Here is a 23,184-nt window from a genome sequence, read left to right on the forward strand (position 1 = left end):
CACGTGCTGAGCGAGACGATTATTACTGAAATTATGAGGTCACGGATAGAAATCCGCATGAATTTCACGATCGTCTAACAAGGGTGGTACCACGGTCTTTTCGTCCCTTACGGGAGAAAAGGCCTTTTTTTGTTGCATACATACCGGACTACCGGGTGATTACACAAAGGAGGCATCAGGAATGATGAAGGAAAAGCTGGAAGCGTTAAAGATTGAGGCTCTGGCGCAGCTGGAGCAGGTATCCGATCCCCAGACATTGAACGATCTGCGCGTCAAGTATTTGGGTAAAAAGGGCGCGCTGACTGAAGTTTTACGCGGTATGGGCAGCTTGAGCGCGGAGGAGCGCCCGGTCATTGGCCAGGTGGCCAACGACGTGCGCGGCGCGATTGAGGAGATTATTGAATCCAAACAACAGGCGTTTCAGCGTGCCGAGACCGAACAGAGACTGCGTGCGGAACGTGTGGACGTTACACTGCCTGGCCGCAAAATGCCGCAGGGCGGAGTTCATCCGCTGAACAAGGTCATCGCCGAAATTGAAGATATTTTCCTGGGGATGGGCTATCGTGTTGCGGAAGGCCCGGAGGTGGAGACGGATTATTTTAACTTTGAAGCGCTCAATTTACCGAAAAACCATCCGGCTCGTGATATGCAGGATTCTTTTTATGTTACCGAGGAACTGTTGATGCGTACGCATACTTCACCGGTGCAGGTACGGACGATGCAGTCCATGCACGGTGAAACCCCGCTCAAGGTTATTTGCCCGGGCAAGGTGTACCGCCGCGATGATGATGATGCGACCCACTCGTTCCAGTTCCATCAAATTGAGGGCATCGTCATTGGCGAAAATATTCGCATGAGCGATCTTAAAGGAACGCTGCTGCAATTCTCCCGCGAGATGTTCGGCAGCCAGACACAGATTCGTCTGCGTCCGAGCTTCTTCCCGTTTACGGAGCCAAGCGCCGAAATGGACGTGACCTGCGTACAGTGCGGCGGCAGCGGCTGCCGGATGTGCAAGCAGACAGGCTGGCTGGAAATTCTGGGCTGCGGCATGGTGCATCCCAAAGTGCTGGAGATGGGCGGTTATGATCCGGAGAAATACAGCGGCTTCGCCTTCGGCATGGGCGTGGAGCGAATTGCAATTCTGAAATACGGCATTGACGACATCCGCCATTTCTACAACAGCGATATGGCGTTCCTGAAGCAGTTCGCACGGAATTAATATTCGGATAAAAAGGAAGTGAGCGTACATGAAAGTATCAACCGAATGGCTGTCTGACTATATATCGCTGGAGCAGGTGGCAGCTGAAGAGCTGGCTGAGCGCATTACTCGGGCAGGGATTGAGATCGACGCGGTGGAGAACCGGAACAAGGGTGTCTCCGGCGTCGTAGTCGGTTATGTGAAAAGCAAGGAGAAGCATCCGGACGCGGACAAGCTGAATGTCTGCGTCGTCGATGTAGGGCAGGGAGAGGACCTGCAAATCGTATGCGGCGCCAAAAATGTGGACACTGGCCAAAAGGTGCCGGTAGCCATGATCGGGGCCGTGCTGCCCGGCGATTTCCGTATCAAGAAAGCCAAGCTGCGCGGCGTTGAGTCCCAAGGCATGATCTGTTCCGCGAAGGAGCTGGGTATGAACGACAAGCTGTTGCCGAAGGAGCAGCAGGAAGGCATTCTTGTTCTCCCGGCAGACGCCGAGTTGGGCGCTCCGATCGAAAAGCTGCTTGGCCTGGACGACAAGGTGCTGGAATTCGACTTGACTCCGAACCGTTCGGATTGTCTCAGTATGCTGGGCGCTGCTTATGAAGTGAGCGCAATCCTCGGTAGGGACATCAAGGTTCCCGATCCTGAGCAGGACTTGATTGAACAAGTTGAACCAACTGCTGAACATCTTGTGGTATCCGTAGCGGCGCCGGAGCTGTGCACCCACTATGCAGCCCGCGTGATCACCGGGGTGACCATGGGGATTTCCCCACTGTGGATGCAGAGCCGCCTGATGGCAGCAGGCATTCGCCCGATCAACAACATTGTCGACATCACCAACTATGTGATGCTGGAATACGGACAGCCCTTGCATGCCTTTGATGCGGCCAAGCTGAACGGGCGGATTGAAGTACGCCTCGCCCGCGCAGGCGAAACGCTTGTTACGCTGGACGATCAGGAACGCAAGCTTGAGCCTCATATGCTGCTGATTACCGACGGAGTGCAGCCGGTGGCGCTGGCGGGTGTTATGGGCGGCGCCAACTCGGAGGTTACTGCGGACACGGTGGATATCGTGCTGGAGTCGGCGAAATTTGACGGCGGAAGCGTACGTAAAACATCCCGTCAGTTGGGCCTGCGTTCCGAAGCAAGTCTGCGTTTTGAGAAGGAGGTTGACCCGGCGGCAGTTATCCCGGCGCTCAACCGGGCCGCTGCGCTGATCCAGCGCTACGCTGACGGAGCCGTACAGAAGGGGATCGTCCAGTTTAACGAGGCCAGGACAGCTCCGCGCATCATTACCTTGTCGCTGGAGAAGCTGAATCGTTACCTGGGGACCGATCTGTCCATGCTGGAAGTGAAGACGCTTTTCAGCCGTCTGCATTTCCCTTGTGGTGATAAGGAGCACGGTCTGCTGGAAGTGGAGGTTCCGACACGCCGCGGCGAGATAACGCTGGATGTAGACTTGATTGAAGAGGTGGCACGCCTCTACGGGTACGATCAGATTCCAACCACAGCGATCGAAGGACCGACAACGCCGGGAGCGCTCACCCCTGCGCAAGCCCTGCGCCGTTCTCTGCGCAGCCTGCTTGTTCATGGCGGATGGCAGGAGGTTATCAGCTATTCCTTTATTCATCCGGAGCGTACGAAGCTGTACCCTGCACTGACGGCCGGCAGTCATCCGGTAGCGCTGGCAATGCCGATGAGCGAGGACCGCAGTGTGCTGCGCACCAGCATCATCCCTCAGCTGCTGGATGCCACAGTATACAACATGAACCGAAAGCAGGAGGATCTGGCTCTCTTTGAGATTGGCAGCGTGTTTTTCAGCGAAGAGCAGACACTGACCAGGCAGCCGCAGGAGATTCCTGTACTCGGTCTGCTGTTGACGGGGAAACGCCGCAGCCAACAGTGGAATGTGGCTGCGGAAGCAGTGGATTTCTTTGACATTAAAGGTGCTCTTGAAACGATCTTTGACTATGTGGGAATCGAAGGGAACGTGCGTTATACCGCTGACAGCCCGGCAGGATACCATCCGGGACGTTCCGCCTCTGTGTATCTGGAGACCGAAGGGCAAGCCGAACTGATTGGCACGGTGGGCCAGGTTCATCCTGAGCTGCAGCAGCAGTATGACCTGAAGGACACGTATGTGGCGGAAATCGCTTTGGGGCCGGTCATTAGGCACAGAACCAGCGCAATCCGTTATCAGGAGCTGACCCGCTTTCCTTCCGTTGAACGTGATATTGCAGTCGTTGTTGACGAAGCGGTGGAGGCAGGCGAACTGCTGCGTGTGATCCGCGAAAACGGAGACGAGCTGCTGACTCAAGCCCGTGTGTTTGACGTGTTTACAGGCAGCAAGCTCGGCGAAGGCAAGAAGAGCATCGCCATCGCGCTGCTGTATCGCCATCGTGAGCGCACATTGACCGATGAGGAAATTAACGAAACACACAGCCGGATCGTTGCGATGCTGGAACAAACTTTTGGCGCTGAATTAAGAAAGTAGCAGGAGATAAGTCAAGCCACATCGAATCTTAGGTGAAGAGGTTCGGTGTGGCTTTTTCTGTAGTCTGCACCGGTCGTGCACTTGATTGGTCATGAGATAACCTGCAAAATAGATAATAACAGAATTCTCCCATATTACTGGGGAAAGTAGCCGAAATGAACTACAGACACCCTAGAATCAACACACAGAACTGGAGGAGGGCTTTATTGTGACTACACCGGATCGCATGCGCGTTACCGTTGAGATATACGGAAATTCCTATAAACTTGTTGGAAGCAGCTCAGAATATATGAAACAGGTTGCAAGCTACGTAAATGAACGAATGCATACGATAGCGCAAGCCCATGCTCATCTGGATATTCCGCGCATCGCAGTACTCGCGGCCGTTCATATGGCGGAGGAAGCGATCAGATCCCAGGAAACCGAACGGAAAATGAACCGCATCATCGAGGAACGCTCCGAGCTGCGGGAAGACCTGGCCAGACTGCAAACCCTGCTTGGGGAACAGCAGCAGAAGAATGCGGCGCTGCAGGAAGCAGGCGACCGGTTCGCGCAGGAGAAGGAGCAAGTATTGTCCAGGCTGGCGCAAGCTGAGCAAACTGCCGCCCGGGAGAAGGCGGAACTGAAGAACCGGCTTGAGCAGCAGCTGAAGAAGGAGACTGAGCTCCTTAAAGAGAAGGAACAGGCACAGCTTGACGCGCAGAACAAGCTAACGGAAGCGGCCAGACAGGCAGAGGTCAAGCTTGCAGCTGCCGAGAAGGAGATTACAGCACGGCTTCAATCGGAAAAGGAGAAGCTGCAATCCAGTCTGAACGAGGAACAACGAAAGGCGAAGGCGTCTTGGCAGGCCGAAACGACTGCCCTCCGCAAGCGACTGGAGGAAGAGAAGGCACAGGTTCTGGCTTCGTTGAAAGAAGAACAGACGCTGCGTCAGCGGGCCGAGTCACTGCAAGCTGAAAGCCGGCAGCAATATGAAGAGGAGCTTAAGCAGCTTCGAAATCGTTTGGACGAGCTGGAAATAAGTGAGCAGTTGCTGACCGAGGAGCTGCAAGGCACTTCGGAACAGGTGAAGCAAGCTGAAGCAGTACGCCAGGAGCTTGAGGATCGGTTGAAAGAAGCGGCTGCAGGAGAAGAAATCGCGGCCCGCAAGCTGGAGTCACTGCAAGCTGAGGTTAACGAGAAGGCGGCGGAGCTAAAGCGGATGCAGCAGGCTTCTGCCAAAGCGGAGGAAGAACAGCGACGGATGCAGAAGCTGCTTGAACAGGCTCATGTCTTGGTGCGCAAGCTGCAGGCTGAAATGGCTGAGTTGTCCAAGAAGGAGCAGACGGCCCGCGAGCAGGCGAAGAAGCATGTGGAAGAGCTGGAACGGCGCCAGCGGGAGTTGAATGAGAAGACGGCCCGGATTGCTCAGCTTGAGCAGACGATTGTGCAGCTGCAAGGGGAAGTGGCCGGTGTGCTCAAGCAGGCGGAGGAAGCCCGGGAGCGGAATAATGGGCTGCAGGAGCGGGTTGCGGAGCAGCAGGCGGAGATGGATGTGCAGCGAAGAGCTATGGAGTTGGTCCAGGCTGAGGCGAAGCGGGCTGCAGAGCTTGCCGCACAGAGCGACCAGCAATATGAGCAGCTGCGCAAGGAGACTGCAAATCTGCAGCAGCAGTCAAAACAAATGCAGGCGGAGCTTGAGCAGTTGAACAGACAAGCTGCCGAGCTGCGGACTCAGCTTGAACACACAGAGGAAGAAGCGGTCGAATGGCAGGTCAAATACGAGGAGAAGCTCGCCGAGTTGGAGCAAATCCGCGCAGATGAAGTCCGTCGGCAGGAAGAGCTGATTTCCTGGGAGCAGCAGATCGCATCTGCGGTCGAGGCGAGGGAGCGGCTGCAACAGGAGATCGCTGAGACGAACCGCCAGCAGCAGGACACTTTAACCGAACTGCAAACTGTGGCGCAAGCCCGCGAAGAGCTGCAAAACGAGCTGACTGATATCGGCGAGCGATATGAACTGGCAGCTCATCAGCTGAGGCTGCTGCAGGTGGAACGCGATATGGAGCGTGAGAAAATGGAAAGCCTTACGGAAAAGCTGGAGCAGTTGCAGGAGGAATATTCGAAGCTTCAGACGGAATATAACGAGTGGATCGAACTGATCGAGCAGGACCAGTGACGATAACAGAATAAAACAAGCCGTCCCGGCTGCATTTCAGGACGGCTTGGATGCGGCTATTCAACAATAAGCTTGGCTGTCATGGTATGATGACCTGTACCGCAGAATACGGAGCAGTTAATCTCATATTCCCCTTTCTGCTCGGGTGTGATCACCTGTGAGGTACTTCTGCTGTCCAACTGGACGTTAAGTCTTTGGATGACAACGCCATGTGTGCCTTCTACGTTTTCAAATGAAATTTTCACAGGTATCCCCTGTTTCACGTGGTATTCCTGCTGGTCAAATGCAAAATTGCTGGCCTTGATCACGATTTCTTCGCTGGCTGTTGCTTCGCCTGCCGTTTGCTGTCCGGCTGGATCCGGAGAAGCTCCGCTTCCGCAGGCTGACAGGAGCAAAAGCAGCAGGACGGCTGATACCAGAAGGAATCCGTTACGTCTCAAGAGCTTGATTGCCATAGGCTCTCCCCCGTTCATTGGCTTTTTATGCAGGCAACTGCTGTAACACGTTCTATATGCCATCATACCGCAAGTTGTCCGGGGAGAGTGTGAAAAATTATTGAAAAGAACTCCAGGCTGCAAAAAAGAGGCTTCCCGTTGTTGGGGAAGGCCTCTTTTGCTTGCTGTGGTTCCTATGGCAAATCTAAGCACGGTCGTTGTTGTTCCGCCCGGCTTCAAAAGGCGTGGAAACCGGAATAAACAGGTCAATAATTCCGATGACGAGCGCAGCAAGCAGGGCGCCCACAACGGAAACCTCAACACCACCCACGATAAATTGTGCGATGTAGATGACCAGCGCGCTGACCAAAAAGCCTACGATGCCACGCCCGAACGGACTGACTCTGCGGCCGAACATGGCTTCAATGATCCAGCCAATGACGGCAATCACAATGGCGAGAATCAGAGCGCTCCAAAAACCGCCCACGCTGAATCCGGGAACGATCCAGCCGACAAGTAGAAGCACGAGCGCGGCAACGACAAAACGTACAATATGGCCTAGAATTCTCATGGTTTGCCTCCTGTTCTGCTCCCAGCCCGCAAATGGCTTGCAGGCTGGAGAATGGCCGCGAATTTCAAAGAAAACCGCAGCTATGCAACCATTAGTATGTTACGCGGAAGTCTGTCTTATGTGCTTTGCGTCCAGAATGCAATTTTAACGAATTTATTTCATAGCAATGGCTGTAAATAGCGAAAGCGGCCAGCTTTCGTTATAATACAGATATAACTGAGAGGAGCTGTAACGTTGGACGCAAAAATTTTGCAAACACTTGAATATGGTAAAATCTTGAGCTCACTGTCTAATTACACGCAAACACCGATGGGCAAACATGCAGCCATACAGCTTCGCCCCAACTCGGATGCGGTGCATATACAAGCTTTATTGAAAGGCACGGACGAGGCGTTCGCTGTGGACCGCCTGAAGGGAACCCCTTCGTTTACCGGAGTGGTTGATATATCCCCCGCGGTAAAGCGGGCACGAATCGGAGGCACCTTGAATCCGCAGGAGCTGCTCGGAATCCGAACGACCATTCAGGCGGGACGGCGTGTCAAGGTATACATTGAGGGTGTGCATGAAGATCATGCCGTTGAATCCCTGCTGTTCATCAGCGAACAGCTTTCAGACCAGAAGCCGCTGGAGAACGCGATCAAGGTCTGTATCGACGACAATGCCGAAGTGCTGGATACCGCAAGCCCGGAGCTGGCCCAGATCAGGCGCGAGCTGCGCTCCGGCGAGGTGAGAATCCGGGAAAAGCTGGATTCCATGATCCGCTCCTCCACAGTATCCAAGATGCTGCAGGACCAGATTGTTACGATCCGCGGTGATCGGTTCGTCATCCCTGTCAAAGCGGAATACCGTTCCTATTTTGGCGGCATCGTGCATGATCAGTCCGGTTCGGGTGCCACCATGTTCATCGAGCCTGAATCGATCGTGACGATGAACAACAAGCTGCGTGAAACGAAAATGAAGGAAGAACGGGAGATTGAGGTCATTTTACAGAAACTGACTGCACAGGTGGGAGAGCAGGCGGAACTGCTGCTTTATGATCTGGATCTGCTCGGCAATCTTGACTTTATTTTCGCCAAAGCGCGCCTGGCCCGTGAGATGAAGGCCACCCTTCCGGTGATTAACGATCATGGCTATATCAGGCTGAGGAAGGGCCGTCACCCTTTGATTCCGCTGGATAAAGTGGTGCCGATCGATGTTGAACTGGGGGGCAGCTTTTCGTCCATCATCGTAACCGGGCCGAATACCGGGGGGAAGACGGTGACACTTAAAACGATCGGTCTCCTCAGCCTGATGGCGATGTCCGGATTGTTTGTTCCCGCCGAGGATGAAAGTGAGCTGTCCGTATTTGATGCCATCTATGCCGATATCGGCGATGAGCAGAGTATCGAACAGAATCTGAGTACATTCTCAAGCCATATGACGAATATTATCAGCATATTGCGGCAGATGACGCCCAAAAGCCTTGTTCTGCTGGATGAGGTGGGTGCTGGTACGGACCCTGCCGAAGGCTCGGCATTGGCGGTAGCCATACTGGAGCATATCCATGCTGCCGGCTGTCGTATGGTGGCGACGACGCATTACAGCGAGCTTAAGGCGTATGCTTACGAACGGGATGGCATTATTAATGCAAGCATGGAGTTTAACGTGGCTACTCTGAGTCCGACCTATCGCCTGCTCGTCGGTGTTCCTGGGCGAAGCAATGCCTTCGCAATTGCGGAACGGCTCGGTCTGTCCAAGCCAATTCTGGATTATGCCCGCGGTGAGGTGACTGAGGAGGATCAGCGTGTCGAGCATATGATCGCTTCCCTGGAGGAGAACCGACTGACAGCAGAACAGGAGCGTTCTGAGGCCGAAAGGCTGCGTAGGGAGACTGAAGAGCTTCGCACCCGTTATCAGGAGGAGCTTGACAAGCTCGACAACCAGCGTGAACGCATGCTGGAGAAGGCGGAGGAAGAAGCCCGCCAGGTGCTGCAGAAGGCCCGCAGCGAGTCGGAACGAATTATTGCCGATCTGCGCAAGCTTGCCCTGGAGGGTGCCGCAGTGAAGGAACACCGCTTGATTGCTGCCCGCAAGGAGCTTGACGAGGCGGAACCGAAGCAACGCAAAAAAACGTCCGCTCCACGACAGTCCGCCAAAGCACGGGCAATTGAGCCGGGGGATGAGGTTCATGTGCACAGTCTGAGGCAGAAGGGGCATGTCGTCGAGCTGTCCGGCAGCAAGGAAGCTATCGTACAACTGGGCATTATGAAAATGAAGGTCAGTCTGGATGACCTTGAGCTGCTGGATACGCCGAAGCCTGCTCAGCCCAAGCAGCGTACGGTTGCCGGTGTGAATCGGACACGCGACGACCGGGTCCGGAGCGAGCTTGATTTAAGAGGAGCCAATGTGGAGGAAGCGCTGATTGAAGTGGACCGGTTCATGGACGAAGCTTTTATGGCCAATCTGGGCCAGGTCTACATTATTCACGGCAAAGGCACGGGCGTGCTGCGTTCCGGCATTCAGGATTATTTGCGCAGTCACAAGCATGTAAAAAGCTACAGACTGGGTAATTATGGGGAAGGCGGGTCCGGTGTGACCGTCGCCGAGTTAAAATAGTTCGCCCTGCTTATGAGCGACTGTTTGCGGCCTGTGGCCGATGGGGAGGGAGAGAGTGAAGGAGATCGATCAGTTGCTGACTTATCCCCTTGGCATGATGCTGGGGTATTTTTCGGTTGCGGTGCTTCAACTCGTTGTGTATTTATATTGCTTTGAACTGGTGACCCGCTACAAGTGCTGGGATGAAATCCGCAAGGGCAATGTGGCTGTCGCCATGGCCACCGGCGGGAAAGTATTCGGGATATGCAATATTATGCGTTTTACCATTTCCGGGAGCTCCAGTGTGTACGATACGATGATCTGGTCGTTTGTGGGGTTTCTGCTGCTGCTGGCCGCTTATTTCCTGTTTGAATTTCTGACACCCGTATTTTCGATTGATAAAGAGATCCAGGAAGATAACAGGGCCGTAGGCCTGTTTTCCATGATCATTTCCATCTCGCTGTCCTATGTGATCGGTGCCAGTGTTGGTTAAATTACTTTTTAAGCGCAATGAATTGGAGGATACGGATATGGAGAAAACCATTTGCCCGTGGTGCCAGACGGAAATCGTCTGGGATGAGGAGCTCGGCCCGGAGGAAGAGTGCCCTTACTGTCATAACGAGCTGAAGGGGTACCGGACATTGACGGTTGATATCGGCGAGGAAGAGGAAGAAATGTTGAATAGGCGCCAGTCCGATGAACATGATGACGAGGAAGCCGGGGATGAGGACTTGTTATCCTGGCAGGATGAGGGCCTTCACAGGCTTCCGGTTCTGCATACGCTGCAGAAATACGAAGAAAGCGGGCAAGATCTGCTGGCTTATGAAGAAGGTGTAGAAAAGGTGCTCGACAGCCAGGAAGAGGTCCCGGAGTGTCCGCACTGCCGGGAATACATGCTGTTGACAGGAACAAGAACCGTCACGGCAGATACCTTTGCCCCGTCTGTTCCGGCTTCGCTTGGGAAGCCCGTACTTGAACCGCCTTTTACCATGAATATCTATGTGTGCACCGGGTGTTTCCAGGTACAGCATAGCCTCGCCGAGGATGACAGACTCCGGTTAATGCATACACTTGGATCCGGCCGTAAATAAAAAGACTGTCGTCCCCTGACATGTTTTGAACATTTTAGGGTATGTTAACAGAGAGCCCGCTGGGCGGATCTCGGTTAGAGGGGGGACACTGTTGAAATCGAGCTTGAATAAACAGTCCATTCTATTGCTTGGCATGAATGGGCTGTTTGTATTAGCAGGAGCGCTGTCAGGCACGTTTCTCAATGTGTATCTGTGGAAAACCAAACCGGATTATACCATGATCGGCTGGTTTACCGTCAGCCAGCAGGTGGCGCTCGGACTGACCTTCTGGATTGCAGGAAAGTGGGTAAAGGAACACAACAAAATGAATGCCCTCCGCGCAGGTACGGCCCTGTCCGGCATATTTTATCTGCTTGTTTTATGGTCAGGTCCCAGAGCTGTTCACTATATTTGGCCGCTCGGCATTCTGCTGGGGATTGCGCTTGGTCTGTTTTGGCTTGCGTTTAATGTGATCTATTTTGAGGTTACCGACAGTCACAACAGGGATCGGTTTAACGGCTGGGTGGGGCTGCTTGGATCTTTTGCCGGCATCGTAGGTCCGTGGCTTTCGGGCTGGATTATAGCAAGCATGGAAAACGACACAGGTTACCGTGTCATTTTCAGTATTTCATTGGCGATTTATATCGTTGGAGTTATCCTCAGCTTCTTCCTCAAGAAGCGAAAGGTCAAGGAAGAATATAACTGGTCCGAGCCGTGGAACAGGCTGAGTGATGTGAAAAGTCCCTGGAGGCCGCTCTCCCTGGCGCTTGCCGCTCAAGGAATCCGGGAAGGGGTATTCTCTTTTCTTATCACTTTGCTCGTCTTTGTGGCCACCAAGCAGGAATGGAAACTTGGACAGTTTTCGCTCATTACGTCGGCGGTATCCCTTGTCAGCTTCTGGGTGGCAGGCAGATGGCTGCGGCCGCACTACCGTTCCGCAGGCATGCTGATAGGCGCACTGCTGCTGGTAGCGGTCCTGCTTCCTTTGCTGTGGAAGGTGCAGTATGGCACACTTCTGTTCATGGGCATCGGCACATCCTTGTTTATCCCGCTTTATCTGATTCCCATTACTACACTGGGCTTTGACTTAATGGGAGCGACGGATCGCAACGTTGCCGAACGTGTTGAACTGGTCGTGCTGCGTGAGCTGTGCCTCATGACGGGGCGGCTGATCGGAACGTTTATTTTTATTGGGGTGCTTTCCGTCAGCCGCATGCCGCATGTCATTACGTGGCTGATGATCGGTCTGGGCAGCGCGCCTGTGATCGGCTGGTTCTTTGTGCGGGGAATGATGAAATCCGCAGGCTGGAAGCCGGTATCGGAATAGCTGTGCAGCATATTTTTACTCTGCAAAACAATAGGTTCACTGCAGCAGCCCTTCAGGTATGAATGGCTGTTTTTGCTTTGCACCTGATATAAATTGATGTAATATAAGTATTATCATTTTCGCAGACCTGACATGAAGAGCGGTCAATGTCCGCGAAACCACGCTGGAGGTCTTTGCATGACAGAGTTGAATGAGACAAAATTAAAAGTGCTGGAGCTTCTGAAAGAGGATGCCAGACGTACGCCGGCCCTGCTGGCGACCATGCTCGGCATTGCCGAGGAGGAGGTCAAAGCTGCCATTCAAGAGCTGGAAGACAAACATGTAATCGTGAAATATGCAGCGGTCGTCAATTGGGACAAGGTGGATGACGAGAAGGTCACCGCGTTGATCGAGGTCCAAATAACGCCGGAGCGGGGCAGAGGTTTTGAAGGCATTGCGGAGCGCATTTATCTGTATCCACAGGTGAAATCAGTCTATCTGATGTCCGGAGCTTACGATCTGCTGGTGGAGGTGGAGGGCAAGAATCTGCGTGAAGTTGCGAACTTTGTATCAGAGAAGTTGTCCCCGATTGATTCCGTACTGTCGACCAAAACGAATTTTACCTTGAAAAAATACAAGCAGGACGGCATTATCTTCGATGACAAGGAAGAAGATAACCGTCTCATGATTTCGCCGTAAAGGAAGCGACTCATAATGACACTTAATCAAGAACAGGCTCTGCAGGCTGGAAGCAAATCTATGAACTCCTATCTGGCTCCCCTGGTTCGAGACATCCAGCCCTCAGGGATCCGGAAGTTTTTCGATCTGGTCGGAGGAAGCAAGGATATTATTACACTGGGTGTAGGTGAACCTGATTTTACAACCCCTTGGCATATGCGAGAGGCTTGTGTTTATTCCCTTGAGCGCGGATTTACAAGCTATACGTCCAATGCAGGCATGCCGGAACTCCGCGAGGAGCTCAGCCATTATTTGAGCAGCCGCTTCTCCGTCAATTATAACCCAAAGGATGAGATGATTATAACGGTCGGAGGCAGCGAGGCCATTGATCTCGCCCTGCGGGCCCTGATTACACCCGGAGATGAAATCCTCATTCCGGAGCCTTGTTATATTTCCTATTCTCCGATAACAGCGATTGGCGGCGGTGTAGCCGTGGGCATTGAAACGTTCGCGGACAACGGCTTCAAACTGACGGCGGAGGCGCTTGAGGCGAAAATCACGCCCCGCTCCAAGGTGCTGATTCTCTGTTACCCGAGCAACCCTACGGGGGCAACGATGAGCTATGAGGATTGGCTTCCGATTGCGAGGGTGGTTGAAAAGCATGATCTGATCGTGATTTCGGACGAAATCTATGCCGAGCTTACGTATGATCAGAATCATGTCAGCTTTGCGGCTATCCCGGGAATGCTGGACCGGACGATTCTCGTCAGCGGTTTTTCCAAAGCATTTGCAATGACAGGCTGGAGAATCGGTTATACGTGCGGCCACCGTGATCTCATCTCGGCCATGCTGAAAATTCATCAGTACACGGTGATGTGCGCTCCTTCGATGGGGCAGGTTGCCGCACTGGAGGCGCTGCGCAACGGAATGGGGGAAAAGGACCGGATGGTCGATGCCTACAATCAGCGCCGCCGTTTAATGGTACAGGGCTTCAGGGACATGGGGCTGGACTGCCATGAACCGCAGGGGGCCTTCTATGTGTTCCCAAGTGTTCAATCCACCGGGTTAAGCTCGGATGCGTTTGCTGAAAGACTGCTCTATGATGCCAAAGTCGCTGCCGTGCCGGGAAATGTATTTGGTCTGGGAGGCGAAGGATATCTGCGCTGCTCCTATGCCACATCCGTTGCCCAACTGACGGAAGCGCTGGAGCGGATCGGAAATTTTGTGCACAAGCTGAAAGCAGAAGGCGTCTGACGGATAATCGGGTAAGCAGTATAACTTTCTTAGAACGAACAGGAGACCCATCGCGGTCTTCTTTTTTTGTCTTCCCAACCTGTGCTATATTGAATGCATGGGGAAAGGGAGGTACATAGATGAAGAGGCTGTTGAAGCTGTGCGGTGTGCTTGCATTTCTGCTCGTGGCAGCTGGCTGCGGGGACGACAACAACAAGGCATTTTCCATCTTTATTATTGACAATCAGGGGGATCCGTCGGCCATCAGTCAGAAGCTTGAGCAAAAGCTGCAGCAGAAGCTAGGTGAAGGGGGTCCGGCTGTTGAGGTGGTTGCCAGCCCTATTTATGACCGCTCGAAGCTGCTGGTGGAATACGTGGCCGGAGAGCATGATATTTTCATTCTGCCGGAGGAAGATATGAGAAATAACGGCAGAGAAGGCGGGAACCTGCCCCTTGATGAATACTTTGACAAGGAAGCCTATCCAGGGAGCGTCTTTGAAGGAGCTGTATTCAAGGCAGTGAATAAAGACGGGCAAGCAGCAGAGGAGACGGTGATGGAAACTCATCTGTACGGCATTCCTGCCGATCAGATGGCTCTGTTTAAGGAGGTTGGCTACGCCTCATCCAATCTGTTTGCAACAGTCCCGCCAAGGACGGGCAATCTGGAAGAAGCGGTCAGCGTATTGAAGGCTTTGGCTGAATAAGGTGATTATTTACCTCTGTTCTGTACGGTGACTGGGAGGAATTCGTATGTTAATCATGGTTACTGGAGGACTCGGTGCAGGGAAAACAAGGTTTGCATTGTCGATGGCAACACGGCTTGCCCGTGAAGGGATTTATATTTCGGCTCCTGGCCGGCTTGCCGCGGGAGCATCTGCCGGAGGCTGTGAACTGCCGCCGTCTTACCACAGGATCAGCGTGGACCAAGAGATGCCGCTGCCCAATGTGCTTGAGCACCTCAATTTGGAGTCCAACATCTTTCGTGCCGACCGCAGGATCGTTATTGTTGACAGCATTACAGGATGGTTGAGCGACGAATTTGGCAGCGGATCGCTGGAGCAAGCGGAGCGAAGGCGGCTTGAGGTGAAAGCGGAGCGTTTATTGGACAACCTGCTGAACTATCAGGGGATGCTGCTCGTCATTACAAATGAAATATCCTCCCTGCTTCATCCCAGTGAAGAAGAAGCGCTGTTCGGCAGGCTGATTTCCCGCCTGAACATGGAGATGGCTGCGCGTGCGGACAGGGTATTCCAGTTGACGGCAGGCTTGGCGGTGGAATTGAAGGAGCGCAGCTTGCGATATTAGAGGTAGTTCAAAAAGTCATCTTTTGATCACGAAGGAAGTCAGGAAGCGGACTCGACATCGAATCTTGAATTCAGCCGGGCCTTCCGGGGCTCACGTACCCCAAGTACGCTCCGCTCCTCAGTCCCTAGCTTCATTCAACCTTCTCGGTGCTGAAAACCTGACTTTTTGAACACTGACTATTTTGGAGCTATGATCGTAAAGGAGGAATATGATGGGCGTATATACAAGAACGGGAGATGAAGGCGAAACCTCTGTCATTGGAGGACGGGTGCGCAAGGATGATGACAGGGTTGAAGCTTACGGCACCATTGATGAGCTGAACAGCTTTGTGGGGCAGGCGATCAGCTTTGCCGAGGAGGATGTGTTCGAGGATCTGCGGCAGCAATTGGCCGAGATCCAGCAGGAGCTGTTCGACTGCGGCTCCGATTTGGCTTTCGTAAGGCTGAGCGATAAAAAATATAAGGTAAAGGAAGAGATGGTGCTGCGGCTTGAGCAGTGGATCGACGGCTGTGAAGCGGAGAACCCGAAGGTGGAGCGTTTTATTATTCCGGGCGGAAGCCGCTTCTCTTCAGCTCTGCACGTATGCCGCACAGTATGCCGCCGCGCTGAGCGACGGGCTGTTACACTCGGCTCTCATGCTGAGATTAACCCTGCTGTCCGCAGGTATCTGAACAGGCTGTCCGACTACTTCTTCGTGGCTGCGCGTACGGCCAATGCAAGACTGGGAGTGGCTGATGTGGAATATGTGCGCAGCAAAAAGGTGTTTGGTAGAAAAGAATGACCGCTTATTATGATCCGATTGTATATGAGGTTCCACCGGAAGATGAAGGCATGCTGCTAAAGACGGTTTTGCACAAAAGGATGAGTGTTTCACGCAAGCTCCTGTCCCGTCTGAAGCTTACGGAGCAGGGAATTATGCTCAATGGAAGCCGCGTGTACGTCGATGTGAAGGTGCGCGCGGGGGACCGTGTGGAAATCCGCATGGAACGGGAGACCTCGGAGGATATTCTGCCTGAGCCTATCCCTTTTGACATCCTGTATGAGGATGAGCATCTTCTGATCGTGAATAAAGCAGCGGGCATGATTGTCCATCCGACGCACGGCCACTACACGGGAACGCTGGCCAATGCGGTTGTGTATTACTGGCAGTCCAAGGGAGAATCGTTCCGCTTCCGGCCTGTTCACCGGCTGGATCAGGATACCTCGGGTGTGCTGGCCATCGCCAAAAACCCGTATGCCCACCAGCATATATCCGAGCAAATGATTGCAGGCACGGTGGACAAGCGGTATACCGCCTATGTGCATGGCAGTCCGGAGCCTTCCGCAGGAAGAGTGGATGGACCGATCGACCGCGATCCGCTTAATCCGCACAAGCGCATCGTAACTCCTGACGGGTATCCCGCCCTCACGCTATACAATCTTGAGGAGAGATGGACGGAAGGCAGCAGAATCTCTTTGAAGCTGGAAAGCGGGCGTACGCACCAGATCCGTGTGCATATGACACATATCGGCTGTCCGTTAATCGGGGATCCGATGTATTTTATCAATCCCACGGAAGAAAGTGCTGATATCGGCAAGGCCGAACGAAGAGCATTTCTCGACAGTCTGATTTCAAGACAGGCTCTGCATGCCGCCGAGCTTTCCTTCGATCATCCGCTTACAGGAGAGCGATGCATGTTCCGGGCCCCACAGCCGCCGGATTTGCTTCGTCTGGAAGAAGTACTGCAAGCTGCAAAATAACATATCACTGCTAAAGTAAAGCATCGTAATGGGATGGAATGATGGAGGACATGCAATATGAGTAAATTGACAGTATATCAATATCCGAAATGCAGCACCTGCCGCAATGCTGTTAAATGGCTGCAAAATCACGGACATGAGCTAGAGCTTCACCATATTGTGGAGGAGCCGCCAACAGCCGACCAGCTTGCGGAACTGGTGGACAAGAGCGGACTTGATCTGAAAAAGTTCTTTAACACAAGCGGAGAGGTGTACAAGGAACTGAAGCTGAAGGATAGACTGCCGGGTATGAGCCGGGAGGAGCAGCTGAACCTGCTCGCCTCCAACGGCATGCTGATCAAACGGCCTGTTGTTACCGACGGGCAGCAGGTCACCGTTGGATTTAAAGAGGATCAATACAGCGAGGTATGGGGACAGGCGTGAGCCTGTCTTTTTGCAAATTGCTAAGGATTCATTTTACGAAAAAGAACTGGAACTGCTTGTTATAGCCAAGGTTTGCGGAAGGATGGGGTGCCGTGATAGGAGCGTTGATTGGTCAAGGCAATACGGCAGATATATATGATGCAGGCGATAAGAAGGTAGTTAAGCTGTTTAAGCAAGGTTATTCCTTAGATCATGCCCGACACGAATATGAAAATTCGAGGCTGCTGAACGGCTTGGATATTCCCATCAGCAAAAGCTACGAATTGGTTACATACGAAGGAAGACACGGGATTATCTACGATAAAATAAAGGGAGAATCGCTGCTTGAGTTGGTTTTTCAGTCAGGTGATGTCGAGCGGTACGCAACCGTTTTAGCCCTGTTCCACAAACAAATCTTGTCCTGTAAATTGGGTGGCGCCGCAAGCCTGAAGTCCATTTTAAAAAGAAATATTGAATGTACAAAAGACTTAACAGACTTATGTAAATCACAATTGTATGCTGTTCTGGAAACGCTGCCAAACGGCTGCCAGCTTTGCCATGGAGATTTTCATTTCGACAATGTGCTTGTGCACGAAGGAAAGAACTGCATGATCGATTACATGAATATATGCCACGGGCATGAATACGGAGACATAGCCAGAACGGTGTACTTGATTGAAATGACCCCTGTGCCCTTTCAGATGATCGATGGCGAGCAAATTCTGTGGATGAAGAAAAGGGCAACCGACGTTTATTTGCTGGAAATGGGCGTTACCCGGGAGGACTTGGCCGATTGGTTACTGGTAACCGCTGCTGCCCGACTCTCGGAATTGAACCATAAGCAATGGGGTGAGAAAAACTCGGTGCTGCAATATTTGTCGATGCGGGGAGTGTGTGAGTAAAAGGCAGGAAAGTTAATGGGCAAGCCCCGAAACGGCTGCCAATATGGTATACTCGAACAAGGTTATTTTTATGGAAATGGAGCGAGACACTTACGTGACACAAAACAACGGACAATCGGTTATGCTGGTAGACGGGATGGCGCTGCTCTTCCGCGCCTACTACGCAACAGCGGCCCATGGATATATACGGCGCACCAAAGAAGGAATTCCTACCAACGCCATCTACGGATTTATCCGCTATTTTTGGGATGCGGTACAGGCCTTCGGCCCTACCCATGTCGTCTGCTGCTGGGATATGGGAGGCAAGACGTTCAGGGGAGAGCATTTTGCCGCATACAAAGGCAATCGTGCAGAAGCCCCGGACGATTTGGTTCCCCAGTTTGCTCTGATCCGTGAAGTGGTGGACAGCCTGGGCATTCCGAACATCGGGGCGGAAGGTTATGAAGCGGACGACTGCATCGGTACCCTGGCCAGTCATTATTCCCGTGACGAAAATACGGACGTGCTGATTCTGTCAGGCGACCATGATCTTTTGCAACTGGTGGATGAGCGGGTTAAAGTCATTATTATGAAAAAGGGCCAGGGCAACTATATTGTCTATACACCTGAAAGCCTGATGGAGGAGAAAGGACTGCAGCCCCGTCAAATCATAGATGTCAAAGGATTGATGGGGGACACAAGCGACAACTACCCCGGGGTGCGCGGCATTGGCGAGAAAACGGCGCTGAAGCTGGTGCAGGAATACGGCTCCATCGAGGGTATCCTGACTAACCTGGAGCATCTGAGCCCCTCCGTCAGAAAGAAGATCGAGAGCGACCTGGACATGCTCCATCTGTCGCGTAAGCTGGCCGAAATCCACTGTGAGGTGCCTGTTGCCTGCTCGCTGGAAAGCAGTCTGCTGCAGCTTGATCACGCGCTGATCGCGGCCAAATTTGAGCAGCTTGAAATGAAGAGCCTGAGTATAATGATGGGAGTGGCGGCAGGATCATGAGAATGAACAACGCAGCGGCGTCAGCCGTTTCCGTGAACATTGGATTGCCGGCCGTGCTTATGCATGGTGGCAAGGAAGTACTTAGCGGCATTAACAAATTGCCCGCAGACAGGCCCATTCTTCTGACACACAGCGGAATTCCCGGTGACGGGCAGGCGGATCTCGTACATCATGGTGGGCCGGACAAGGCGGTATGCGTTTATGATCACAGCCGCTATGCGTATTTTGCGCAGCTCATGGATCGTGAGCTTGTTTTCGGAGCTTTCGGGGAAAATGTGACGACGTCTGGGGCTGCGGAGGATACGGTCAGCATTGGGGACATCTACCGACTTGGCCGTGCGCTCGTACAGATCAGCCAGCCCCGTCAGCCTTGCTTCAAACTGGCGGCAAGATACGGATGGAAGGAGCTTCCGGAGCAATTTCAGCAGACTGGGTACACGGGCTATTATTTCAGAGTGCTTGAAGAGGGGGAGCTGTCTCCAGGGGACTCAATGGAGCTGGTGGAGAGGCCGAAGGAGCACATCACCGTAATGGAGGCCAACCGGATCATGTACCAGGGGAAGGATCATGCTGAACAGACGAAGCGGCTGCTGGAAGTAGAGGCGCTGTCGGAGAGCTGGAAGGTGCCACTGCGCAAACGTTTGGGCTGAAGGGATTGCATTGCATAAGGGAGGGAGATGTTGGAATGACAGTATTGGGTGCAATTGAAGCAGGCGGGACTAAATTTGTATGCGGTATCGGAAATGAACAGGGGGAGATTATGGACAGGGTCAGCTTCCCGACGGAAGCACCAGAAGTAACTATGGCCCGGGTCATTGAATATTTCGAAGGGAAAAATGTCGAAGCGATCGGGGTAGGCTCCTTTGGGCCCATTGATCCGATTGTCGGCAGCAGTACATACGGGTACATTACCACAACGCCCAAGCCCCACTGGAGCAACTATAATCTGATCGGCAAGCTGAAGGCTCATTTTGATGTTCCAATGGGTTTTGATACGGATGTAAACGGAGCCGCTCTGGGTGAATACACTTGGGGAGCTGCCAAAGGCCTGGACAGCTGCATTTATATTACGGTTGGAACGGGCATCGGCGCAGGGGCCGTTGTTGGAGGGCAAATGCTTCACGGTTTGTCCCACCCCGAAATGGGGCATATTCTGGTCCGCCGCCATCCGGAAGACACGTATGAAGGCTTCTGCCCTTATCACGGCGACTGTCTGGAAGGCCTGGCCGCAGGGCCTGCCATCAGCAAACGGTGGGGAACCCAAGGGGCGGAGCTTTCTCCGGATCATCCTGCATGGGAGCTGGAGGCTCATTATCTGGCTCAGGCTTTGATGAACTACGTTCTGATTCTTTCCCCGCAAAAAATTATTATGGGCGGAGGAGTCATGAAGCAGGCGCAGCTCTTTCCGCTGGTCCGCCGCAAGTTGCAGGAGATGCTTAAAGGTTACGTTCAGCATACAAGCCTTACGGCGGATATCGACAGCTATATCGTTCCTCCCGGACTTGGCGACAATGCCGGCTTGTCCGGTGCGCTTGCGCTGGCCCGTCTGGGGATATGATCATTTGCGAAAAAAAGCTTTGACTTGGCATACATTTCCGTTATAAGATGAGCTTAACAGCATAGTCCGGTTTATAAGGAAGCACCTATTTTGCGAATACGCGAGATAGGTGCTTCTTTTTGTTGCCAGATGCTGATACATAACCAGAGGAGGTTTTGTAGTATGGAGATTGTATTCTTGAACAAGCTGTCGCAGACGGAGGAAGGCGACGGACTGGGGGCTGCCCAGGTATGGATCGGGGAAGAAGAGGGAGTATGGTCTGTCGGCTGGCGGACTACAGAAGGGGATGGCGAGAGGGATAGCGTCTGGTATGAGGGACGTTCATGGCAGGAGATGCTCTCCATTTACCGCTATCAGCTGGCTTTGAAGCTGTCCGAAGGGTACCGTCCGCTTATTGACGGGGTATTCCATGAACGCGAAGAAGGCGGGAGCCGTGGGTTGTTTGTGCAGAAGCTATACTGCTACAGCGATCTTCATCCCCGTGATGATGTGTATACCGAGCTTACGGTCTGGCGCCGGCGCCGGGCGGCAGCTGAGCACAGGGCACCGTATATGATTGCCAGCAACCGTTTGCTGAAGCTGATCAGTGTCTTTCTCCCACGGAATGAAGCAGAGCTGCTGGAACTGCCTGGCATGGGGGAGAGCAAGATGCGGGCTTATGGAGCGGAACTGCAGGACATCACCTGCAAGAGTGAGCAATACCGTCCATTTCCTTTGCACTGGGTGATGGAAGAGCTTGACGCCCAGGACTTTATCAATTGGAGCTACCGCCAGAAGGAACAGAAATACAAGCTGGAGCTTGACAGATTTAATCAGCGTCAGGCGGTTCTGAAGGGGGCGGCAGAAGGTCTTGACCTGGATGCTATAAGTCAGCAGGCGGAACTGCCGCGCAGGGAAGTCATTGAAATGCTGGAGGTGCTTGAGCGAGAAGGGTACGATGTAGATAACGTGATCCGGAGTGAGCTGTCGGGCGCTACAGAGCAGGAACAGGAGGCGATTCGGGAGGCCTACCAGGAGCTGGGAGACCGCTTTTTGAAGCCTGTTATGCAGCGGGTGTATGGCGATCCAAATCACGGGGATATGAAGCTGGATGAAATTTATGAGCGTCTGCGGCTGGTGCGTATCTGTTACCGTCGCGATGAAGGAGGCAAGCAGAGCGCCAGCTAAAGCAAACTGCATCTAGTGGTGAATGCCAAAAAGACGGACCCTGCCTCGAAGGAAGGCTCCGTCTTTCATTTTTATTCTGTAAAATATTTCAGATCCAGTCTTTCTTGCGGAAAATCAGAAACATGCTGCTGCCCAGTGCAATCATCACGCCAATTACGACAAAATATCCGTGGCGGGTGTGCAGCTCAGGCATATTGTCAAAGTTCATTCCATAAATTCCGGTAATGACGGTCAAAGGCATAAATACGGTGGTGATCGCTGTAAAAACTCTCATGATTTCGTTGGCCCGGTTGGCAATGCTGGACTGGTAGGCTTCACGAAGGTTACCCATCAGATCACGATAGGTGTCGAAGGTTTCGGAAATTTTTACGGCGTTTTCATAAATGTCGCTAAAATATTTCTGCAACTGCTCGTCAATCAGGCGCAAATCCCGTTTGTTCAACGTGTTGATGACTTCCTTCTGCGGGCCAAGCACTTTTTTAAGCCATAAAATTTCACTGCGCAGACCGATGATTTCGTTCAAATGAGATTTTTTCGTATGCATCAGAATGTCTTCCTCAAGCTTTTCGATCCGAACCTCGATCCGGTCGCCCACGAGAAAATAACTGTCTACGATCAGGTCGATCAGCAGATACATAAAACGGTCAGGTGAATTCACTTCCTGCTCCCAAAGCAGCGGCTTCAGGGTACGAAGCTCATTAATCTTCTGTCTGGTGATGGTGATGATAAAATGTCTGCCGAGAAAAATATTGAGGGAACGCAGAAAGATTTCTTCATCATCAAACCGGATGCTGTTTACAACGATAAAGTAATGATTATCATATATTTCAATTTTGGGACGCTGGTCTTCCTCGCTCAGGCAGTCCTCCACAGCCAGATCATGAATGGTAAAGAGTGGCTGCAGCACCGCGAGATCTTCAACATCGGCATCAATCCAGTAAAAGCCGTCGGCCGGTGCCGTCAATGTATTTTCAATGTCGTCAATGAGGGTAAATACCCCGTTGTTCACTAACCGGATTTTCATTTCTCTCACTCCTTATGCTTCGCCCCAGGGCGAATGATGTTCATAAGGAATGCTTTCAGACTGGTGCCAGACCCAGGAAGTTAGAAGCTCCACATGCATGCAGAACGTGCGTCCCGTCTCCGGCAAGCTGAAGTCATTCCTATGCTGTTGTCATGCTTCCGCCGCCTATACGGACTCGGGTCGCCTTCCATGGTTGGTGTCACCCCTATCGAATTATATTAAGATGAGCCGCCGCAGTCCTTTTTATTAGATTACAGAATTTATAAGTTCTCAGCGGAGCTGAGCAATCCTGTAATCGCAAGAAAAACTACCGCTAAACGCGGTCTGGCTTCTTTGAATTACGTCGATAGACGTTTTTCTTATACGCCAATCTTGAACTGTG

The 23,184-nt window shown here is 52.6% G+C and carries 22 protein-coding genes; 19 read left to right on the forward strand and 3 right to left on the reverse strand.

What is annotated here, in order from left to right; translation table 11 throughout:
- Positions 1-184 precede the first annotated feature (184 nt).
- The 3 genes from pheS to zapA all read left to right on the forward strand — a co-directional run bounded on the left by pheS (position 185) and on the right by zapA (position 5,847).
- Positions 185-1,219, forward strand: a complete 1,035-nt coding sequence (pheS, locus tag ACE5LO_RS07810; protein ID WP_375519532.1) for a phenylalanine--tRNA ligase subunit alpha — start codon at positions 185-187, stop codon at positions 1,217-1,219.
- A 28-nt stretch (positions 1,220-1,247) separates the two neighbouring features.
- Positions 1,248-3,692 (forward strand): phenylalanine--tRNA ligase subunit beta, encoded by a 2,445-nt coding sequence (gene pheT, locus ACE5LO_RS07815; RefSeq protein WP_375519467.1) that lies wholly within the window; start codon positions 1,248-1,250, stop codon positions 3,690-3,692.
- A 208-nt stretch (positions 3,693-3,900) separates the two neighbouring features.
- A complete protein-coding gene (gene zapA, locus ACE5LO_RS07820; RefSeq protein ID WP_375519468.1) occupies positions 3,901-5,847 on the forward strand; it encodes a cell division protein ZapA in 1,947 nt (648 codons plus the stop codon).
- 56 nt (positions 5,848-5,903) lie between these two features.
- Here the strand turns inward: zapA and ACE5LO_RS07825 are convergent, their stop codons facing one another.
- Positions 5,904-6,302: a cupredoxin domain-containing protein gene (locus ACE5LO_RS07825; RefSeq protein ID WP_375519469.1), complete on the reverse strand. Its 399-nt coding sequence runs from the start codon at positions 6,300-6,302 to the stop codon at positions 5,904-5,906.
- A 184-nt stretch (positions 6,303-6,486) separates the two neighbouring features.
- A complete protein-coding gene (locus ACE5LO_RS07830) occupies positions 6,487-6,852 on the reverse strand; it encodes a phage holin family protein (RefSeq protein WP_375519470.1) in 366 nt (121 codons plus the stop codon).
- 234 nt (positions 6,853-7,086) lie between these two features.
- Here ACE5LO_RS07830 and ACE5LO_RS07835 point away from each other — a divergent pair, with 234 nt between their 5' ends.
- From ACE5LO_RS07835 to ACE5LO_RS07910, 16 genes are all read left to right on the forward strand, one after another.
- On the forward strand, positions 7,087-9,447 hold the full coding sequence (locus tag ACE5LO_RS07835) for an endonuclease MutS2 (RefSeq protein WP_375519471.1): 2,361 nt from the start codon (positions 7,087-7,089) through the stop codon (positions 9,445-9,447).
- Positions 9,448-9,487: 40 nt separating this feature from the next.
- Positions 9,488-9,919, forward strand: coding sequence for a DUF350 domain-containing protein (locus ACE5LO_RS07840; RefSeq protein WP_375356008.1), 432 nt, complete (start codon positions 9,488-9,490; stop codon positions 9,917-9,919).
- A 37-nt stretch (positions 9,920-9,956) separates the two neighbouring features.
- Entirely contained in the window at positions 9,957-10,517 is a 561-nt protein-coding gene (locus ACE5LO_RS07845) for a hypothetical protein (RefSeq protein ID WP_375519472.1), read from the forward strand.
- A gap of 91 nt (positions 10,518-10,608) precedes the next feature.
- Positions 10,609-11,823 carry an MFS transporter gene (locus ACE5LO_RS07850; RefSeq protein ID WP_375519473.1) on the forward strand — a complete coding sequence of 405 codons (1,215 nt, stop codon included), beginning with the start codon at positions 10,609-10,611 and terminating at the stop codon, positions 11,821-11,823.
- Positions 11,824-12,000: 177 nt separating this feature from the next.
- Entirely contained in the window at positions 12,001-12,501 is a 501-nt protein-coding gene (locus tag ACE5LO_RS07855; RefSeq protein ID WP_375519474.1) for an Lrp/AsnC family transcriptional regulator, read from the forward strand.
- 15 nt (positions 12,502-12,516) lie between these two features.
- The gene (locus tag ACE5LO_RS07860) at positions 12,517-13,734 is read left to right on the forward strand and encodes an aminotransferase class I/II-fold pyridoxal phosphate-dependent enzyme (RefSeq protein WP_375519475.1); all 1,218 of its coding nucleotides are present in this window, start codon (positions 12,517-12,519) and stop codon (positions 13,732-13,734) included.
- Between the two features lie 119 nt (positions 13,735-13,853).
- On the forward strand, positions 13,854-14,417 hold the full coding sequence (locus tag ACE5LO_RS07865) for a hypothetical protein (protein WP_375519476.1): 564 nt from the start codon (positions 13,854-13,856) through the stop codon (positions 14,415-14,417).
- Positions 14,418-14,463: 46 nt separating this feature from the next.
- Positions 14,464-15,018 (forward strand): bifunctional adenosylcobinamide kinase/adenosylcobinamide-phosphate guanylyltransferase, encoded by a 555-nt coding sequence (locus tag ACE5LO_RS07870; RefSeq protein ID WP_375519477.1) that lies wholly within the window; start codon positions 14,464-14,466, stop codon positions 15,016-15,018.
- A 211-nt stretch (positions 15,019-15,229) separates the two neighbouring features.
- A complete protein-coding gene (locus tag ACE5LO_RS07875; RefSeq protein WP_375519478.1) occupies positions 15,230-15,799 on the forward strand; it encodes a cob(I)yrinic acid a,c-diamide adenosyltransferase in 570 nt (189 codons plus the stop codon).
- Positions 15,796-16,758 (forward strand): RluA family pseudouridine synthase, encoded by a 963-nt coding sequence (locus ACE5LO_RS07880; RefSeq protein ID WP_375519479.1) that lies wholly within the window; start codon positions 15,796-15,798, stop codon positions 16,756-16,758. The genes ACE5LO_RS07875 and ACE5LO_RS07880 overlap by 4 nt, the downstream gene beginning before the upstream one ends.
- A gap of 57 nt (positions 16,759-16,815) precedes the next feature.
- Positions 16,816-17,181: an arsenate reductase family protein gene (locus ACE5LO_RS07885; RefSeq protein ID WP_375519480.1), complete on the forward strand. Its 366-nt coding sequence runs from the start codon at positions 16,816-16,818 to the stop codon at positions 17,179-17,181.
- Between the two features lie 92 nt (positions 17,182-17,273).
- On the forward strand, positions 17,274-18,062 hold the full coding sequence (locus tag ACE5LO_RS07890; RefSeq protein WP_375519481.1) for a phosphotransferase: 789 nt from the start codon (positions 17,274-17,276) through the stop codon (positions 18,060-18,062).
- Positions 18,063-18,156: 94 nt separating this feature from the next.
- On the forward strand, positions 18,157-19,053 hold the full coding sequence (locus ACE5LO_RS07895) for a 5'-3' exonuclease (RefSeq protein WP_375519482.1): 897 nt from the start codon (positions 18,157-18,159) through the stop codon (positions 19,051-19,053).
- Positions 19,054-19,055: 2 nt separating this feature from the next.
- The gene (locus ACE5LO_RS07900) at positions 19,056-19,703 is read left to right on the forward strand and encodes an MOSC domain-containing protein (protein WP_375519533.1); all 648 of its coding nucleotides are present in this window, start codon (positions 19,056-19,058) and stop codon (positions 19,701-19,703) included.
- A 35-nt stretch (positions 19,704-19,738) separates the two neighbouring features.
- Positions 19,739-20,611: an ROK family protein gene (locus ACE5LO_RS07905; RefSeq protein WP_375519483.1), complete on the forward strand. Its 873-nt coding sequence runs from the start codon at positions 19,739-19,741 to the stop codon at positions 20,609-20,611.
- Positions 20,612-20,773: 162 nt separating this feature from the next.
- Entirely contained in the window at positions 20,774-21,778 is a 1,005-nt protein-coding gene (locus ACE5LO_RS07910) for an HRDC domain-containing protein (RefSeq protein WP_375519484.1), read from the forward strand.
- Positions 21,779-21,866: 88 nt separating this feature from the next.
- On the opposite strand, the gene corA is transcribed toward ACE5LO_RS07910, so the two are convergent.
- Entirely contained in the window at positions 21,867-22,802 is a 936-nt protein-coding gene (corA, locus tag ACE5LO_RS07915; protein WP_375519485.1) for a magnesium/cobalt transporter CorA, read from the reverse strand.
- Between the last annotated feature and the right edge of the window lie 382 nt (positions 22,803-23,184).

This window comes from Paenibacillus medicaginis, from assembly GCF_042138635.1.
In the GTDB taxonomy this organism is placed as follows: Bacteria; Bacillota; Bacilli; order Paenibacillales; family Paenibacillaceae; genus Paenibacillus; species Paenibacillus medicaginis.